14 protein-coding genes are annotated in these 19584 nt (G+C 28.5%); 13 read left to right on the top strand and 1 reads right to left on the bottom strand.

Annotated features, from left to right (window positions below; genetic code table 11):
- Positions 1-91: 91 nt before the first annotated feature.
- From ACTG47_RS14440 to ACTG47_RS14430, 3 genes are all read left to right on the top strand, one after another.
- Positions 92-1546, top strand: coding sequence for a UDP-N-acetylmuramoyl-L-alanyl-D-glutamate--2,6-diaminopimelate ligase (locus tag ACTG47_RS14440; protein ID WP_479925062.1), 1455 nt, complete (start codon positions 92-94; stop codon positions 1544-1546).
- Positions 1547-1820: 274 nt separating this feature from the next.
- Positions 1821-4100, top strand: a complete 2280-nt coding sequence (locus ACTG47_RS14435) for a bifunctional diguanylate cyclase/phosphodiesterase (protein WP_479925061.1) — start codon at positions 1821-1823, stop codon at positions 4098-4100.
- Positions 4101-4327: 227 nt separating this feature from the next.
- Positions 4328-5365, top strand: coding sequence for a GNAT family N-acetyltransferase (locus ACTG47_RS14430; RefSeq protein WP_479925060.1), 1038 nt, complete (start codon positions 4328-4330; stop codon positions 5363-5365).
- A 222-nt stretch (positions 5366-5587) separates the two neighbouring features.
- Here ACTG47_RS14430 and ychF read toward each other — a convergent pair whose 3' ends face one another.
- Positions 5588-6685 carry a redox-regulated ATPase YchF gene (gene ychF, locus ACTG47_RS14425; RefSeq protein WP_169468457.1) on the bottom strand — a complete coding sequence of 366 codons (1098 nt, stop codon included), beginning with the start codon at positions 6683-6685 and terminating at the stop codon, positions 5588-5590.
- Between the two features lie 315 nt (positions 6686-7000).
- On the opposite strand from ychF, the gene yfmF reads away from it, so the two are divergent.
- The 10 genes from yfmF to spoVE all read left to right on the top strand — a co-directional run bounded on the left by yfmF (position 7001) and on the right by spoVE (position 19569).
- Positions 7001-8266 carry an EF-P 5-aminopentanol modification-associated protein YfmF gene (yfmF, locus tag ACTG47_RS14420; protein WP_479925059.1) on the top strand — a complete coding sequence of 422 codons (1266 nt, stop codon included), beginning with the start codon at positions 7001-7003 and terminating at the stop codon, positions 8264-8266.
- 14 nt (positions 8267-8280) lie between these two features.
- The gene (gene yfmH / locus ACTG47_RS14415; RefSeq protein WP_169468453.1) at positions 8281-9567 is read left to right on the top strand and encodes an EF-P 5-aminopentanol modification-associated protein YfmH; all 1287 of its coding nucleotides are present in this window, start codon (positions 8281-8283) and stop codon (positions 9565-9567) included.
- Between the two features lie 364 nt (positions 9568-9931).
- The gene (lgt, locus tag ACTG47_RS14410) at positions 9932-10675 is read left to right on the top strand and encodes a prolipoprotein diacylglyceryl transferase (RefSeq protein WP_479925058.1); all 744 of its coding nucleotides are present in this window, start codon (positions 9932-9934) and stop codon (positions 10673-10675) included.
- Between the two features lie 32 nt (positions 10676-10707).
- Positions 10708-11643, top strand: a complete 936-nt coding sequence (gene rsmH / locus ACTG47_RS14405) for a 16S rRNA (cytosine(1402)-N(4))-methyltransferase RsmH (RefSeq protein ID WP_479925057.1) — start codon at positions 10708-10710, stop codon at positions 11641-11643.
- 479 nt (positions 11644-12122) lie between these two features.
- Positions 12123-12470 (top strand): hypothetical protein, encoded by a 348-nt coding sequence (locus ACTG47_RS14400; RefSeq protein WP_479925056.1) that lies wholly within the window; start codon positions 12123-12125, stop codon positions 12468-12470.
- 11 nt (positions 12471-12481) lie between these two features.
- Positions 12482-14461: a stage V sporulation protein D gene (locus tag ACTG47_RS14395; protein WP_169468445.1), complete on the top strand. Its 1980-nt coding sequence runs from the start codon at positions 12482-12484 to the stop codon at positions 14459-14461.
- Positions 14462-14628: 167 nt separating this feature from the next.
- On the top strand, positions 14629-16002 hold the full coding sequence (locus ACTG47_RS14390) for a UDP-N-acetylmuramoyl-tripeptide--D-alanyl-D-alanine ligase (protein WP_479925055.1): 1374 nt from the start codon (positions 14629-14631) through the stop codon (positions 16000-16002).
- Positions 16003-16045: 43 nt separating this feature from the next.
- On the top strand, positions 16046-17011 hold the full coding sequence (mraY, locus tag ACTG47_RS14385; RefSeq protein ID WP_169468441.1) for a phospho-N-acetylmuramoyl-pentapeptide-transferase: 966 nt from the start codon (positions 16046-16048) through the stop codon (positions 17009-17011).
- A 20-nt stretch (positions 17012-17031) separates the two neighbouring features.
- Positions 17032-18387 carry a UDP-N-acetylmuramoyl-L-alanine--D-glutamate ligase gene (gene murD, locus ACTG47_RS14380; RefSeq protein ID WP_479925054.1) on the top strand — a complete coding sequence of 452 codons (1356 nt, stop codon included), beginning with the start codon at positions 17032-17034 and terminating at the stop codon, positions 18385-18387.
- 51 nt (positions 18388-18438) lie between these two features.
- Positions 18439-19569: a stage V sporulation protein E gene (gene spoVE, locus ACTG47_RS14375; protein ID WP_054274629.1), complete on the top strand. Its 1131-nt coding sequence runs from the start codon at positions 18439-18441 to the stop codon at positions 19567-19569.
- Positions 19570-19584: the final 15 nt, after the last annotated feature.

The raw sequence follows: 19584 nt of genomic DNA, 5'->3' as shown, positions 1-19584 counted from the left end.
TTTTTAACCATTCACATAGTAAAAAATTCTTAATATAATATTATATGTAGTGTAATTTTAGCAGAAAGAGTTTAAAGGGAGGAAAGCATTTATGAAATTAAATGATATTATACAAGGTTTGGATGTAATCAATGTCAAAGGTGAATTAAATATAGATATTAATAATGTACAATATGATTCAAGAAAGGTTACAGAAGGTACATTATTTGTATGTATAAAAGGATTTGTGTCAGATGGTCATAAATATATAAAAGATGCTATAGAAAAGGGAGCAAAAGCCTTTATTGTTGAAGAAGATGTAGAAATAAAAGGATATACATTTATAAAGGTAAAAGATACAAGAAAAGATATGGCAAAAATAGCTGATAATTTTTACAATCATCCATCTCAGAAATTTAATATTATAGGAGTTACAGGTACTAATGGAAAAACTAGTATAACTACTATACTAAATGAGATATTAACTTTAAATAAAAATAAAGTTGGTCTTATAGGAACTATAAAAATTTTTGATGGGGAAAAAGACATTGTTTCTAGTTCAACGACTCCAGAAAGTATAGATTTACAATATCATTTTAATAATATGTTAGATAATGGATGTGATTACTGTGCAATGGAAGTTTCATCACACTCATTAGCATTAAATAGAGTTGATGAGACAGACTTTAAACTAGGCATATTTACAAACTTGACACCAGACCATTTAGATTTTCATAAAGATTTAGAGGATTATAGAAAAGCTAAAGAAAAATTATTTTTTAAGACTACTATGGCAAACATAATAAATATAGATGATGAAGGTGGCAAAAAGATATACGAAAATATAAAAGATTTAAATGTACCTTGTTACACTTATGGTGTTAATACTAAAGCTGATTTTATGGCTAGAGATATAAAATCAGATTCGGATGGAGTATCTTATAGATTGATAACACCTTCTTATGAAGAAGTTATCTTTATACCTGTTCCAGGGATGTTTACAGTATATAATACATTGGCAGTTATAGCTGCTTGTTATGTACTTGGCATACCTAAGCCAGTGTATAAAGAAGGTCTTAGACTTTCTAATGGAGTATCAGGAAGGTTTGAAACAGTTCCAAATGATAAGGGAATAAGTGTAATTGTAGATTATGCTCATACTCCTGATGCACTTGAAAATGTATTGAAAACAACTCAACAATTTGCAGAGGGAAAAATAATTTCTGTATTTGGATGTGGTGGAGATAGAGATACTGAAAAGAGACCTTTAATGGGAGCTATTGGACAAAAGTATTCTGATTTATGTATTATAACTTCTGATAATCCAAGGACTGAAGAACCAGAAGCAATAATAAAAGACATACTTGAAGGAATTGATGAGAAAAAAGAAAATTATCATGTTGTTGCTGATAGAAAACAGGCTATAGCAGAGGCTATAAGCATGGCAAAGAAAAATGATGTTGTTATAATAACAGGTAAGGGACATGAAAATTATCAAATTATAGGTAAAGTTAAGCATCATTTTGATGATAAAGAAGTTGCAAATGAATGTTTAAGTAAAATGTAGTATGAGAATTTAATAAAATATGACATCTAAAAATGTAATATCAAAATTTATTTTGATATTACATTTTTATTTTGTATATGGAAATTATTGTAAAATAGGTAATACAATAATAGCAGTTCTAATAGCTACATTAATTAATTTATTATTGTAATAAAGTTTATAATTTTGTATAATTACAGTAAATATGGAAAAATAAGTATCATTATAAAATGCTTACAGTAATTGACATAAAATAATAATTATATATATAGATTCTAGAAAGGCAGGAAGCATAATGTTAAGTGATGCAAAAAATAATAGGCATGGTTTGTCCATAATTGCGGTAACAAGTATCTTAGTAATTACAATTTCCTGTTTGATTTATGGTTCAAGATTGAATAAGACATTAGGTGAAGAAACGAATCAATATCTTTCAGAAATAGCAAATCAAAGCGTCAATGTGTTAAGAAAACAAATTAATGGAGATATAAAGTTATTACAATCAATTTCAATATTTGTTGAAGGAGAAGGGTCTTTTAAAGTAGATAATATCCTTTCTATACTTAAAAGAGAAGCTATTAATAGCTCATTTAAAAGAATGGGGGTTATTTTGCCAAATGGCACAGCATATACTACAGATGGTCATGTAGAAGATTTATCTAAAAGAGATTATTTCTTAAAATCGATGCAGGGAGAAGTAGCCATAACGGGCAAGTTAAAAGATGTAATAAAAGATAACGAAAATGTTAATAACGACATTAATGTATATTCTGTACCAATTTATAAAGGTAATGAGGTTAAAGGAGTCATATTTGCCACACATAATACCAAGTTGTATGAAAAAATACTTTCTGTACCAACCTTTAACGGAAGAGGATATTCTTATATAGCTAAGAGTAATGGCGATATTGTTTTAAATCCAAGTAGTAAAAATGCCAACACTAATAAGGAAAATTTATTTACTTATATTGGTAAAAGTGATTCTTTATCAAAGTCTACTCTCAATAGCATGAAGTCAAACATAAAGAATTTTAAGTCTGGTTCATTTAGTTATAATATGTCTGGAAGAGGATATTATTTGAGTTATGCACCAATAGGAATCAATGATTGGTATCTTTTTTCTGAAGTACCTAAAACTGCTGTATCTGAAAAGTCATATGCTATTATAAAGCTTACATTATCAGCTTGTATAGTTTTGATTATAATATTTACTGCATTAACAATTTACATATTGCTTATACAGAAAAAGAGTAAGGAAAAATTAGAAGATTTTGCTTTTAAGGACAACGTTACAGGTATAGGAAATTCAAATAAATTTAATCTTGAGGGAGGTAAATTCTTATCATCTCATGAGAAGAAGAATCTAGTTTTAATTTATTTTGATGTGGATAAGTTTAAGCTAGTAAATGATAGGTTTGGATATGAAGAAGGAGATAGAGTATTAAAAGAAATAGCGGATATAATTAAGAATATATTCAAAGAGCAATCTGTATTTTCAAGAATTTCAAATGATAATTTTGCTATAATATTTGAAAAGAAAAATAATAGAGAATCAGTTATTGAAATATGTGAACTTATACGTAAAAAATTATCAATGCTAAAAACTAGTTTGGGAGTAGAGCTAAATTTAATTCCATCAATAGGAGTATACTTTGTTGAAGAAGGAGAAACAAATATTTCTACCTGTCTTGATAAAGCTATGATTGCAAAAACTACAGTAAAAAGAAAATATTTAAAAGTTTATGAAATTTATGCTGAAAATTTAAAAGAAACTCTCATAGAAGAACGTGATATTGAACAAGAAATGCATGATGCTTTAAAGAATGAACAATTTAAAGTTTACTTACAACCGAAAATCGAATTATCAACTGCTAAAATTGTAGGTGCTGAAGCTCTTGTACGTTGGCAGCATCCTAAAAAAGGATTAATAAGCCCAGGCGTATTTATTCCTATTTTTGAGAAGAATGGTTTTATAACAGAATTAGATATGTTTGTATTTACTCAAGTTTGTAAAAATTTTAAACGTTGGGAAAATGAAAGTTTCCCTACATTTCCTATATCAATAAATTTATCAAGAGTGCATCTTGAAAATCCAGATTTTATATTTGAGCTTGAAAACATAACAAAAGAATATGGAATTGAACCAGATTTAATTGAAATTGAACTAACAGAAAGTGCAATTTTTGATAATACAAAAATACTGTTTAAAATAATGCAAGCTTTAAAATCTGTTGGATTTAAAATTTCTATGGATGATTTTGGTTCAGGTTATTCTTCCTTAAATATGCTTAAAGATATGCCAATTGATGTATTAAAATTGGATAGAGAATTTTTTATAACTGTAGGAGATATGAAGAAAAGTCAAATTGTCGTTTCAAGTATTGTCCAAATGGCAAAACAACTTAATATAAAAGTTGTTTCAGAAGGTGTTGAGACGTTGGAGCAAGCTGAGTTTTTGAGAGTTATAGGTTGTGATATGGCTCAAGGATTTTTATTTGCTAGACCAATGCCAATCGAAAAATATGAAAAACTAATATTAGATAGATATAATGTAAAAGGTAAAGAAACAAATTAAATAAGTTTTAAAATATAACATAAAAATTTATAAAAAGTGAACCTTGTTTAATCAATGCTCACTTTTTTTATATAAAAATACACTATTATAAGAATATAAATTGTTATAGAAATAAAATGATATTTTATACAAAATATATGAAATATTCTGATATAAATTTTTAGTCTAATAGTATTGTTTATGAAATTAAGCATATTAAAAATTATTGGAAAACTTAGGAGGTAAATTTGGATAATATAATAATTAGAGAAATGGAAGCTGATGAAAGAAGGTTTGTGTGGGAACTTGGTAAATCAAGTTTTGGATTAGTTGAAGGGTTGGCATTCAAGAAACCCAAAGAAGCTTTTCTTTCTATAGTAAATGGACATATTGTTGGGATGGCTTCTTATAGGATTTTTTCTGCGAAAAATAGTCAAAATATTGGTTATCTAGAAACAGCTTATGTAAAAAAAGGTTATGAGGGCAAAGGAATAGGAAGCGAACTTTATAAAAAAGTAACTATATTTTTAAAAGAACAAGGTTGTAAAACAGTAACTGCCACTGTAAAAGATGATAATGTTGCATCATGGAAGCTTTTTGAAAATAATGGATATAATATTATGAGTTTTACACAGATGTTACAAAACTATGGGTTAATTGGTACTATACAATTATGGATACACAGTACGCTTTTTATTGCATCTGGATTTCATCTATGGAGTACTTCAGTACAAAAAAGTAATTCAACAATTCAACAACTAGTAACTTATATGATTTTAAACTTATTGATATTACTTCCTATCTTATTGTTTAATAGTAATTTAATTGATTTTAGCATCATGGTAGGAGCTTTTTTTTCTTTGTTGATGATATCCTTAATTAGTGGAATGTTTGCAACTTTAATTTTACCTGAAAAATGGACATTTACTGTTACACGAGGTGGATTGTTTATATCATTATTGGTTACAATGTTAGGTGGTATATGGCCAATGATAGGTCGATTTTATCCAAAAGAGTACAAGTCAACTGCTAGATTTAGACGTAACATGGCTATTGAAGGATTATTTGAATGGTTAGGATTATTGTGTTTTGTTTTATGGGTAGCAGTTGTAGGACAATCAGAGTTTTGTGAATACATGGTTTCACTTGGAAAAACCTTATTGATTTTACATAGTATACCTTTTTATCCATTTGAATGTTTTGGTGGAAGGCGTATTTGGGATTATAGTAAAATATTTTCAGTAGCAACAGTAGTAATTTCTATAAGTATATTATACATATTTTAGAATTAAGATTTGAGGTTAAGATTTTATTATATGTGATATATTAGGTTTTATCATATGAAAAAGAGAGTTTTTCATCGTGATTATTATAAATCATTTAGAATAACTCTCTTTTTTACAAAAAATCTATCTAATTATTGTAAGATAATAAAAAATTTCATTATTATAACTATAATATTTTAATCATAGTCCTTGCAATAGCCAAAGTGCAAAAAGTTAATTATTTTAAACATTAAATCTAAATAATATAACATCTCCGTCTTTAACTATGTATTCCTTACCTTCTAGTTTAACTAACCCTTTTTCTTTAGCAGCAGCCATAGTACCATGCTCAACTAAATCATTAAAAGCTATTGTTTCAGCTCTTATAAATCCTCTTTCTATATCAGAGTGTATCTTTCCCCCTGCTTGAGGAGCTTTACTTCCAACTTTTATAGTCCATGCTCTAACTTCTTTTGGACCAGCAGTTAAGAATGAAATTAAACCAAGTAAAGCATAAGAAGATTTTATAAGTTTATCAAGCCCTGATTGTTCAAGACCTAATGTCTCTAAAAATTCTTTCTTTTCTTCAGGAGAATCAAGTTCAGAAATTTCTGCTTCTATTTGCGCACATACAACAACAACTTCAGCATCTTCTGTTTCAGCAAATGCTTTAACTTGTTGAACATACTTATTATTTTCTCCATTATCAGCTAAATCATCTTCTGATACATTTGAAGCATATATTACAGGTTTAGATGTAAGCAAATCTAGTGAATTTACGAATACCTGTTCATCTTCTGTAAATTCCATAGTTCTTACACACTTACTTTCTTCTAAAGTAGACATAATTGATTTTAATAAATCAAGTTCAGAACCTAAAGTCTTATCAGCTTTAGCAGCCTTTTGAGTTTTATGAATTCTTCTTTCAAGAATTTCTATATCAGAGAAAATTAATTCTAAGTTTATAGTCTCTATATCACGAAGTGGGTCTACAGAACCATCTACATGTATAACATTTTCATCTTCAAAACATCTAACAACATGGACTATTGCATCAACTTCTCTTATATGTGATAAAAATTTATTTCCTAAACCTTCTCCTTTAGAAGCACCTCTAACTAAACCAGCTATATCACAAAATTCTATAGCAGTAGGGACTATTTTTTCGGAATTATATAATTCTTGTAGCTTGTTTAATCTTTCATCTGGAACAGATACAACTCCAATATTTGGGTCTATTGTACAAAAAGGGTAATTTGCAGATTCTGCACCTGCTTGAGTTATTGCGTTAAATAGTGTGCTTTTACCTACATTTGGTAAACCAACTATACCTAATTTCATATTAATCGTCCTCTCTCTTATTCGTTTTTATATTCTTTATATAACTTTAAACAATCAATCTATAGGATTGCAAAATTGTTTTAATTATAGACATACATATTAATTATACATCATATATATTAAGCTTGTAAACTAGACTTTAAAGCAGATTGATTTAAATAATATTTGAATTTAATTTAAATAAAAATATTACTTTTAGAAAATAATAAAAAGGATATAATTAAATAGAAGGTTTTTATATGTTAGTATATACAATTAGAAAATAAATAAATTTCAATTTAAAAATTGATGTTTAAATAAAAATAGGAGGTACATATGGTTAATACTAAGAAAATAATAAATTTAGGTAATAATATTAATCTTACTTTGATAAAAACAGAGAAGTTTAAATCAAATCTTATAAGTTTATATGTTCAAAGAATACTTGATGAAAAAGAAACTACAAAAAATGCTTTGCTTCCAGCAATAATAGCAAGTGGAAGTGAAAAATATCCTAGTGCTAGAGCTATATCTAATAAACTAGATGATTTATATGGCTCATCTATGGGAGCTGATGCTGTAAAGCGTGGAGAACGACAAGTATTGAGTTTCAAAATAATCAATATAAGTGAAAAATATTTAGATGAGAGTATATTTGAAGAAGTAGTGGAATTTTTTAATGAAGTAATAAATAACACGCTTATTGTAGATGGAGGATTTAAAGAAGAATATTTAAATATTGAAAAAGAGAATCTAAGAGAAAAAATACAATCAGTAATAAATGATAAAAAAGAGTATGCACAAGACAAATGTATTGAAGCTATGTGTAAAGGTGAGAGATACAGTATAAGTGAATTTGGTTATGAAGATGAAATAGATAGTATAACTTCAAAAGATTTATATGAACATTATAAAAATATACTTAAAACATCACCAATAGATATAGTTGTAGAAGGTGATTTTGATGAAGATAAAGTTGTGGATATAATAAGTAAGAATCTAAAATTTGAAAGAGAAGATATTATAGAGATACCAAGAGCAGATTTTATAAAAAAAGTAGATGAAGTAAAAATTGTAGATGAACAAATGGAAATAACTCAAGGTAAGTTAGTTATGGGTTATAGAGCAAATATTGATTATGCAGATACAGATAGATATTATGCTCTTGTTGTTGGAAGTAATGTATTAGGTGGTGGACCTCATTCTAAATTATTTGTGAATGTAAGAGAAAAAGAAAGCTTATGTTATTATGTATTTTCTTCAATAGAAAAGTATAAAAGTATTATGTTTATATCTTCTGGTATAGAAACTAAAGATTATGATAAAGCTGTGAAATTGATAAAAGAACAAGTAGAAAGTATAAAAGCAGGGGATATATCTGATGAAGAATTAGAAAATAGCAAACTTGCTTTAGTTAACTCTATGAAATCTATAACAGATAATATAGGTGGGATGTCTGACTTTGCTTTTTCTCAGTCTATGTCAAAGACAAATTCTGAAGTAGAAGACATAATATCTAGTATAGAAAAAGTTACTAAAGAAGATATAGTCGCAGCTATAAAGGGTATAGAACTTGATACTATATACTTTTTGAGAAATTAATGGAGGAAATGTCTATGGAAAAAATAGTTAATGATATATTGAGAGAAGAAGTTTATTATGAAAAATTGCAAAATGGACTAGATGTATACTTTATGCCTAAAAGAGGTTTTACTAAAAAGTATGCTATTTTGGCTACTAATTATGGTTCAAATGATTTGGAATTTATACCAATTGGAGAAGATAAAAAAATTAAAGTAAATGAAGGTATAGCACACTTTTTAGAACATAAGATGTTCGAACAACCTGATGGAGGAGATGCATTTGATAAATTTTCTAAGTTAGGAGTAAATGCAAATGCATTTACTAATTTTACAATGACAGCATACTTATTTTCTGCTACTGAAAATTTTTATGAGAGTTTAGAACATTTAATTGACTATGTCCAAACACCTTATTTTACAGATGAGAATGTTGAAAAAGAAAAAGGTATAATAGCACAAGAAATCAAAATGTACAATGATGACCCTGATTGGAATGTATACTTTAATTGCTTGAAGGCAATGTATGTAAATTATCCTGCTAGAATTGATATAGCAGGTACAGTAGATAGTATATATAAGATAACTAAAGAAGAACTATATAAATGTTACAATACTTTTTATAATCCAGGAAATATGGCTTTATTTGTTGTTGGTGATTTAGATGTAGAGAAAGTTATAGATGTAACTAAAAAAGCAAATAACTATGATGTAGATAAGCTTTCTAAGAGTATAGAGAGATTTTATCCAGAAGAGCCTAAAAGTGTAAAAGACAAAGAAGTCATAGAAAAATTCCCGATATCTATGCCTATGTTTAATATAGGTTTTAAGGATAGTAATGTTGGTTTAAAAGGAAAAGAACTTCTACGTAAAGAGATTGTAACTGACATACTTGTGGGTATGTTATTTAAAAAAGGAAGTAAACTTTATGAAGATTTGTATATGCAAGGATTAATAAATGAAAATTTTGGCGCAGGATTTTCATCTCAAGTGGATTATGCTTTTAGTATAATAGCTGGAGACTCTAAGGAACCTAAAAAAGTAAAAGATATAATTATTGAGTATATAGAAAACTCAAAAAAAGAAGGTTTATCTAAAGAAGAATTTGAAAGAACTAAAAAGAAAAAGATTGGTTCATTTATTAAATACTTTGATTCAATAAATTTTATAGCAAACAGTTTTATATCTTATGTATTTAAGGATATAAATATATTGGATTATTTAGATGTTGTTAAAGATATTACTTTTGATGAAGTAGAAGAAAGATTAAAAGAACACTTTAAAGAAGAGTATTGTGTTATTTCTATTGTAGAACCTAAATAAAGATTTAATTATAATAAGAATAACTAGATAAATACTAAATTGTAAGTTTGAATACTTATTTAAATAAAAAATAAATTTATAAAATATATTTATGTAAATTAAGTTGAAAAATTTAAGAATCATATATAAAAATGTATAAGAGGTTGGTGCATAAATGTACCAATCTCTTTAATTTTAAAGAATTTTAAAGCAATTATATTGGTATAATATATGTAATATATTATGGGTATTTGTAGAATTAGTTTTAAAATTTTTTGTGGAATTGACATTAATATGTTATCATAATTTAGTATAATTACAATTAATTGTAAAAATAAGTATATTGCTTTGGAAATATTTTTAATTAATACGAAGAGGTGACGTTATGGATAGAGTGGCATTTACACTATTTGGAATAGACATCATGTGGTATGGAATACTTATGGCATGTGGAATGATTCTAGGAACTTTGATTGCAATAAAAGAGTCAAAAAGAGTAGGAATTAAAGAAGATGATGTATTAAATATAGCTATAATAGCAATTCCAGCAGGACTAATCTGTGCAAGAATCTATTATGTAGTATTTAATTGGAGTTACTATGCTCAAAATATATCTCAAGTCTTTAATTTTAGAGGTGGCGGACTTGCTATACATGGAGGTTTAATTGGTGGAATATTAGCTGGATATATATACACTAAAGTTAAAAACATTAACTTCTTAAAAATGGCTGATACAGTTATACTTGGAATGCCCTTAGCACAAGCTATAGGAAGATGGGGAAATTTTATCAATGGAGAAGCACATGGAGGTGCGACTAATTTACCTTGGGGAATAATGGTTGATGGAGTAAAGGTACATCCAACTTTTCTATATGAATCTATATGGGATTTTGGTATATTTATAGTTTTATTGCTGTTTAGAAAAAATAAAAAGTATGAAGGTCAAGTTATAGTTACTTATATAACTTTATATTCAATAGGAAGGTTTTTTATAGAGGGATTAAGAACCGATAGCTTAATGTTAGGGCCACTTAGAATGGCACAAGTTATAAGCCTAGTTGGAGTGATTGGTGGTATAATTGCACATATTTATTTGTCAAAGAGAAATAAAAAAAATATTAGTGAATAATAGTTTAAATAGTGAATTTAAGGGAGGTAACTATGGAATTTCATCATGTATCAGTTCTTTTAAATGAGTGTATAGAAAATTTAAAGATAAAACCAGATGGAGTGTATGTAGACTGTACTATGGGAGGAGCAGGACATTCTAGCGAGATAGTAAAAAGACTATCAGATAAAGGATTATTTATAGGATTTGACCAAGATAAAAATGCTATAAATACAGCGAGAGAGAGATTGGGTGAATATGAAGGTAGAGTAAAGTTTGTTCATAGTAATTTTGAAAATATAAAAGAAGAATTGGAAAAAATAGGTGTTTACAAGATTGATGGTGTATTAGCAGATTTAGGAGTATCATCTCATCAACTTGATGAAGCAGATAGAGGTTTTTCTTATATGCAAGATGCACCACTTGATATGAGGATGGATGTTAGATGTGAGTTTTCTGCATATGATGTAGTAAATACTTATACAGAGGATGAACTTGCTAAGATAATAAAAGATTATGGTGAAGACAACTGGGCTAAACGTATAGCTAAATTTATAGTTGAAGAAAGAGCAAATAAACCCATAGAAACTACAGGTGAATTGGTAGATGTAATTAAAAAGGCTATTCCTAAAAAAGCTAGAATAGATGGACCTCATCCAGCTAAAAGAACTTTTCAAGCTATACGAATAGAAGTAAATAATGAGCTTGGAGTAATTACGAAGATGATAAATGATGCTTCTTCTATAATGAATGAAGGTGGAAGAATATGTATAATAACATTTCATTCATTAGAAGATAGAATAGTAAAGAATGCATTTAAATATCTAGCATCAGATTGTATATGTCCACAACATTTACCTATATGCCAGTGTGACAAAGAATCCGAGGTTAAAATAATAACTAGAAAACCAATATTACCTAGTGATGAAGAAATAGAAGCAAATCCACGTTCAAGAAGTGCTAAGTTAAGAGTAGCAGAAAAAATATAACTTATACAACTTAGGGCTAAAGAGTAAGTTTATGTAAAGAAGGTCTATTATAAGCAATTAAAAAGTATGATAGATTATGTTGTATTAAAAAGTATTTTAGAAACAGTTGCTACTATAAGGTATATTTTTGTTATTGATATAAGTGATGAAGATTTAGATATAAAAATATGGAGATAAATAATATATAATGAAGAGATTAATAATAAAAAATAGATAAACTAGTTGCATATTGTACTTATGGAAAAGATTATCTGAATATAATATAATTAATAAAAATAAATAAAATTAGTGTATAACCTATAGATTCAATATAAGAGTATAAGTGAATTTATAGGTTTTTTGTTGTGTATAGAAAAAATTACAATTAGATTGTGTATTAGTGTATTAATTTAGCGAGGGAATTTTAGAGGAAGAGATATGATTAAGAACAAATATAGTAATAGAGGAAAATTTAAAATATATATTATCGGGGTGATAATTTGAAAAAAAATTATAAAATACATAATCTAAATGAATATAAAAATAAGAAAAAGAATAATTATAAAAAGAGAAATAATAAAAAAATAGGGGCTAAATGTATTTTATTGATTGCAACTTTTACAGTAATAATATTGAATCTATGTGGTTATTCGAAAATCTCAGAAATGAAGTATGACATTTATTATTTACAAAAAGATTTAAGAAAAAAAGAGATAGTACTAGAAGAACTAAAGGCAAAAGAAACTGAAAAAACATCGATAAAAGAAATTGAGCTAAAGGCAAAAGACTTGCTCAATATGGACTATCCAAAAGATGGACAAATAAAGTATATAGATGTGGATAACTAGGGGGAATAGATTTGAGAAAAGTAAAGAGGATAAGTAAAAAAAGACTGGTACTCGTTCTTATTCTATCATGCGCATTGTTTTTTTGCCTTGTTATTAGGACTGGATACCTACAACTTATGAAAGGAAATTGGTTAAGTACAAAAGCATTAGAACAACAAACAAGAGATATACCAATAGAGCCTAAAAGAGGAACTATATATGATAGAAATATGAAAGAGTTAGCAGTAAGTGTAACTAAGTATACTGTCTGGTGCAAACCTGTAGAAGTGGAAGATAAAAAAGAAGCAGCTCAAAAAGTAGCTGACATTTTGGATGAAGATTATAAAGATATTTATGCTTTAATAAGTAAAAAAAATATGGCTCTTGTAAAAGTCAAAAGATGGATAGATGATGATAAGGCAAGCCAAATAAGAGATGCTAAACTGGGTGGAATATGGGTAGCAGAAGATAATCAAAGATATTATCCATATGGAAACTTTGCACCATATGTACTGGGACATACTTCTTCAGATGCAACAGGTATATCTGGTATAGAGATGCAATATGATAAAAAATTAAAAGGAAAGCCTGGAAAATTGATAGTGAGTACTGATGCTTCAGGAAGAGAAATACCACAAGGAATGGAAAAGTATTATGAACCTGTTCAAGGTAATGGGCTTGTTTTATCTATAGACGAAGTCATTCAACACTATACTGAAAAAGCAGTACAAAAAGCTTATGAGATAAACAATGCAAAAAAGGTCACTGCAATAGCTATGAATCCTAAAACTGGTGACATACTTGCTTTAGCATCAAAACCAGACTACGACCCTAATGATTCTAGAACACCAATATATCCATACTATCAAGAAGAACTTGAAAAGTATAATGATAAAGAGAAAATAAAAGGTTATTATCAAATGTGGAGAAATCCAGCAGTAAGTGATACATATGAGCCAGGTTCTACATTTAAACTTATCACATCTTCTAGTGCCCTTGAAGAAGGAGTGATTAAAGATGGTGAGAAATTTACATGTACAGGTAGTGTAACTGTTGGAGGAAGAAAGATTAAATGTTGGAGACACTATAGACCTCATGGTACACAAGAGTTTAAACAAGCAGTACAAAACTCTTGTAACCCTGTATTTGTTGAGTTAGGAAGTAGATTAGGTGTTGGAAAAATGTATGATTATATAGAATCTTTTGGTCTTATGGATAAGACTGGCATTGATTTACCAGGAGAAGCTAAAGGAATATTGTATAATGAAAAAAATGTAGGTCCAGTTGAATTGGCTACAATATCATTTGGTCAATCTATATCAGTGACTCCAATACAACTTATAACTGCTATATCATCAATAGCAAATGGTGGAGATTTAATGCAACCAAGAGTTGTAAAATCTTATACTGATAACAAAGGAAATATAACTGAAACAGTAAAGCCAAAAAAAGTAAGAAGTGTTATATCTAAAGAAACATCTAAGAAAATGTTAGAAATTGCAGAGTCAGTTGTAAGTGAAGGTGGAGGAAAGATAGCCTATATACCAGGTTATAGACTTGGTGGTAAAACTGGAACAGCTCAAAAGGTTATAGATGGGAAATATGCACAAGGAAAATATATATGTTCCTTTGTTGGAATAGCACCTTGTGATGACCCACAAATTGTAGTTCTTGCTATTGTTGATGAGCCAACAGGAGTGAGTGCATTTGGTAGTACTACAGCAGGTCCAATAGTAAAAGAAATAATGAACGATTCTTTAAAATATTTAGGAGTTAAACCTGTATATAAAGAAGAAGAGAAAGCTGAATATGAAAAGAAACAGGTTCAAGTGCCAGATGTAAGAAATCTAAAAATTGGTGATGCTGTGAAGGCTTTAGAAGATGCTAAGTTAAAACCAGATTTAGATACAGATATAGAGCTTCCAGAGAATACAAAGGTAAAAGATATATTCCCAAAACCTGGAGTAAAAGTTAATGAGGATTCAAGTATAACACTATATTTTGAGAAGTAAAAAGTAACAGATAATTAACATATACCCATAAACATCTTCAAAAAAACAGAAATATAGTATATAATTATAAAGTTAAGAGTTATCGTAGGCAATGTATATATAACGGTATACATTGCCTTTTGTTGCTAAGACAATATAACTAAAGGTTTTAAAGGAGGAGTTTGATAATGGAGTGCTTAACAATAAAAGAGTTAGTACTTGCAACTAATGGGAAGTTAATATATGGAGATTATAATGACTGTGTAAGTGATATAGTTATAGATAGCAGGGAAGCAAATGCTCAAAATGCATTTGTAGCCATAGTTGGAGAAAATTTAGATGGGCATACATTTATGAAGTCTGCATATGATAGTGGATGCAAAACTTTTATAAAAAGTGAAAGTAATGGAATAAAATTAGAAAGTTCGGATATAAATTTAATAGAGGTAAAAGATACATCTTTAGCCCTAGGAGATATATCAAGATATTATAAAGAAAAATTTGATATTCCATTTATAGGTGTTACAGGTAGTGTAGGAAAAACCACTACTAGAGATATGATATATTCTGCTATATCTGCAAAACTAAACATATTAAAAAATGAAAAGAACTTAAATAATCATTTTGGAGTTCCGTTGACTTTATTTAATCTAAATAAAGAACATGAGTGTGCTGTAATAGAGATGGGAATGTCTGGATTTAATGAAATAAAATATTTAGTAGATATAGTAAATCCAAAAATTGCAGTAATATCAAATATAGGATTATCACATGTAGAAAAACTAGGTTCACAAGAAGGTATTTTAAAAGCAAAGATGGAAATTACTTCTAATTTTAACGAAACAAATACTTTAATTGTAAATGGAGATGATAAGTTTTTATCTACATTAAAAGAAAAAGAACATGTATATAAACTAAAAACATTTGGATTCAACAAAAATAATGATATTTATTGTGAAAGTTACACTATGGAAGAAGATAGTCTTACATTTATATGTGTTATAGATGGAAAAAAAGAGGAAATATTTATACCAACAATAGGAGAACATAATATATATAATGCTATGTCTGCAATATTGGTGGGAATGTGTCTAAATATTTCTTTAGATTATATAAAAAAAGGTTTAAAAAATTTTAAAGGGACAAAAATGAGACTAGACATAATAAAAAATGAAAAATTAACAATAATTAATGATTCATATAATGCTAGTCCAGATTCTATGGATGCTGCTTTAAAGATACTTGGAAGATATAAAGGTAGAAGGGTAGCAATACTTGGAGATATACTAGAAATGGGTGAAATTTCAGAGTATGGTCATAGATTAGTAGGAAAATCATCTATGAATAATACTGATATTATAATAACTATAGGTGAAAATTCAGTGTTTATTGGAGAAGAGGCAAAACAATTAGGCTTTAATCCAGCTAATATATATCACTTTGAGAATAGAGAAGAAGTACTTAACAAGTTAGATGAATTAGTAAAAACAGGAGACACTATTTTAGTAAAAGGCTCAAGAGGCATGAGATTAGAAAAAATAGTCGAATATCTAAATAAATAAGCTTAAACTAATGAGTTAATTGACAAGGGAGAGGAGTTTTACGATGTTAGGAATAACAGAGCTTACGTACACCGCATTGATTGCGTTTTTAATAGTAATTATAATAGGACCAATATTTATACCAATGCTTAGAAAATTTAAATTTGGTCAGACAGTTAGAGATGATGGACCTCAAACACATCTAGCAAAAAATGGAACACCTACTATGGGTGGAATTATAATGATAGTTGCAATTCTAATAACTGGACTTACAAGAGTAAAAGTTAGTCATGATATGGCAGTAGGTCTTATATGTATTGCTGGTTTTGGTTTTATTGGTTTTTTAGATGACTTTATAAAGATAAAGTTAAAAAGATCACTTGGATTAAAAGCATATCAAAAAATAATCCTTCAAGTTGCATTATCTTTTTATGTTGCTTTTTATCAGTATACATCATCATCAAGTGCTTCACAACTTATGATACCATTTACAGATTTTGTAATAAATGTTGGAATATTATATATACCAATAATGATGTTTATAATAGTAGCAATAGTAAATGCTGTGAATTTAACTGATGGATTAGATGGATTGGCATCAGGAGTAACTTTAATAGTTTCTGTATTTTTTATGCTATTTGCAAGTTCTATTGCTGGAAACACAGAAGTTGCAGTTTTAGCGGCAGCAACTGTTGGAGCATGTTTAGGTTTTTTAGGATTTAATTCATATCCAGCAAAGGTATTTATGGGAGATACAGGTTCAATGGCATTAGGTGGAGCAGTTGTAGCATTTTCAGTTCTAACTAATTCAGTGCTTATAATACCTATAATTGGAGGAATTTACTTTGCAGAAGCTCTATCCGTATTGATTCAAGTTGGTTATTTTAAAGCGACAAGAAAGAGATTCTTTAAGATGGCTCCAATACACCATCATTTTGAACAATGTGGTTGGCCAGAGACAAGAGTTGTATTTGTTTTTTGGATTATCACAGTTGTTTTAGCTTGGATAAGTATAATAGCAGTATTTTAGAGGTCTAGGGGGAATTAAAAATGAACTTAAAAGGAAAAAAAGTTTTATTAGTAGGACTTGCGAAAACTGGTATATCTACAATTAAACATTTAGATAAATTAGGTGCAAGTATAATAGTGAATGATATTAAAGATGAAAATAAATTGAAAAACATACTTGATGAATTGAAATCTATAAATGACATAGAATACATATTAGGACATCATCCAGAGGATGTAGATAGTATAGATATGGTAGTAGTATCTCCAGGGGTACCACTAGACCTACCATTTATCTTGAAATTAAAAAATTCGGGCAAGTATATAATTGGTGAAGTGGAACTAGCTTTTAAATTATCAAATAATCCAACTTTTATAGGGATTACAGGTACAAATGGTAAAACAACTACAACTAGCTTGGTAGGAGAAATTTTTTTAAGAGCGAAAAGAGATACATATGTAGTTGGTAATATAGGAAATCCTGTGATAGATACTATAGAAACTTCAAATGAAGATTCTGTGCTTGTAACTGAACTAAGCAGTTTTCAACTTGAGAGTATAGATGAATTTAGACCTAAAGTAAGTGCAATATTAAATATTACAGAAGACCATCTAAATAGACATCACACTATGGAAAAATACATAGAAGCAAAAGCAAATATATTTATGAATCAAACTGCTGAGGATTTTTGTATATTAAATTACGATGATGAGATAGTGAAAGGTCTAACTCACAAATGTAATGCTAAAGTAATTTACTTTTCAAGAACTCAAAAAGTAAATGGAGGAGTATATTTAGAAAATAATGACATAATAATAGATATAGATGATAAAATCAAATTTCTAAATAAAGATGATGTAAGTTTGCCTGGAGGTCATAATTTAGAAAACTGTATGGCAGCTATAGCAATAGCATATGTCTGTAAAGTTAACTTAGAAGTTATAAAGGATGTACTGATGACATTTAAAGGCGTTGAACACAGACAAGAGTTTGTACGAAACTTAGATAATGTAATCTATGTAAATGATTCAAAAGGAACTAATCCAGACTCTACTATAAAAGCTGTGCAGTCTTACAATAGACCTATAATACTTATAGCAGGAGGAATGGATAAAGGCAGTAATTTTGATGAACTTTTTGAAACTGCAAAGTCATACGTTAAATCAATAGTGTTGTTAGGAGAAACTGCATCAAAGATAGAAAATTGTGCCAAAAATAAAGGATTTAATGACATACATATAGTAAAAGATATGGAAGAAGCAGTTAAGACTTCTCATGAGATTTCAAAAAATGGAGATATAGTGCTTCTTTCACCAGCTTGTGCAAGTTGGGATATGTATGAAAGTTTTGAAGTAAGAGGAAAAGACTTCAAAGATAATGTAAACAATTTAAAATAATCTCTTACCTCTAAACTTACTTGAATGGAAGAATGGAGGTAGATTAGTTGGATGCCTAAAGAAAATTTGAAAAAACAAATTGACATAAGGATGAAGACTGAATTTGATGGAGTAGTATTTTATACTACTATGCTTTTAGTATTTGTAGGAATAGTTATGGTGTTTAGTGCAAGTTTTATACAATCTTCATTTAAACACAATGATGCGTACTATTTTCTAAAAAAGAATGTAATATATGCTATACTTGGGTTTATAGTCATGATTATTACATCAAGGATAGATTATAGTTTTTGGAAGAAAAATGCTACAGCAATTGGAGCCATAGCAGTAGTGTTATTATTGTTAGTTCTAACCCCTTTAGGGATAGAAGCAAACGGAGCAAAAAGATGGTTAGGAATAGGTGCTTTAACATTTCAGCCAGCAGAAATAGCTAAGTTTGCTACAATAATATTAACTGCAAAATTAATTGAAAAAAATTATGATAAGATAAAATCTTTGACAAAAGGTGTTGTACCACTTCTCGTAGTTCCAGGGATATTTTTTGCGTTGATAATACTTCAGCCAAATCTATCAACAGCAGGTACTGTAATTTTAGTTACATTTGTAATGATATTTGTTGCTGGAATGGATATGAAAATTGTATTTGCTATGATTGGAAGTGGGGCTGCTTTATTTGCTGCATTAGTAATTGCTGAACCCTATAGACTTAGCCGTGTTACATCGTTTTTAGACCCTTTCCAAGACCCTCTTGGTAAGGGGTATCAGGTAATACAAGGTTTATATGCACTTGGTTCAGGTGGATTGTTTGGTCTAGGCTTAGGAAAGAGTAAACAAAAGTATTTTTATATACCAGAGCCACAAAATGACTTTATATTTGCTATAATAGGAGAAGAGTTAGGATTGATTGGTTGTATAATAGTTATTATGCTATTTGTAGCATTAGTCTACAGATGTGTAAGAATAGCTTTGAAGACTTCTAATGTATTTGCTTGTATGGTTGTCATAGGTATAGGAGCACAAATTGGAATACAAGCAGCTTTAAATATAGCAGTTGCAACATCATCAATGCCAGCTACAGGTGTAGCACTACCATTTATAAGTTATGGGGGAACCTCACTCACCATATTTATGGGAGCTGTGGGTATAGTGTTAAACATCTCAAAGCATGTCAAAATTAATTAACAGGAGATGATGATT

The organism is Clostridioides sp. LIBA-6622 (genome assembly GCF_056716095.1).
Note: the sequence above shows the minus strand (reverse complement) of the source record. Positions and strands in the feature narration are given on the sequence as shown.

Coding starts and splice junctions, on each gene's coding strand:
- ACTG47_RS14440 (WP_479925062.1), top strand. CDS start 92: ATGAAATTAAATGATATTATACAAGGTTTGGATGTAATCAATGTCAAA.
- ACTG47_RS14435 (WP_479925061.1), top strand. CDS start 1,821: ATGTTAAGTGATGCAAAAAATAATAGGCATGGTTTGTCCATAATTGCG.
- ychF (WP_169468457.1), bottom strand. CDS start 6,685: ATGAAATTAGGTATAGTTGGTTTACCAAATGTAGGTAAAAGCACACTA.
- yfmF (WP_479925059.1), top strand. CDS start 7,001: ATGGTTAATACTAAGAAAATAATAAATTTAGGTAATAATATTAATCTT.
- yfmH (WP_169468453.1), top strand. CDS start 8,281: ATGGAAAAAATAGTTAATGATATATTGAGAGAAGAAGTTTATTATGAA.
- lgt (WP_479925058.1), top strand. CDS start 9,932: ATGGATAGAGTGGCATTTACACTATTTGGAATAGACATCATGTGGTAT.
- rsmH (WP_479925057.1), top strand. CDS start 10,708: ATGGAATTTCATCATGTATCAGTTCTTTTAAATGAGTGTATAGAAAAT.
- ACTG47_RS14390 (WP_479925055.1), top strand. CDS start 14,629: ATGGAGTGCTTAACAATAAAAGAGTTAGTACTTGCAACTAATGGGAAG.
- mraY (WP_169468441.1), top strand. CDS start 16,046: ATGTTAGGAATAACAGAGCTTACGTACACCGCATTGATTGCGTTTTTA.
- murD (WP_479925054.1), top strand. CDS start 17,032: ATGAACTTAAAAGGAAAAAAAGTTTTATTAGTAGGACTTGCGAAAACT.
- spoVE (WP_054274629.1), top strand. CDS start 18,439: ATGCCTAAAGAAAATTTGAAAAAACAAATTGACATAAGGATGAAGACT.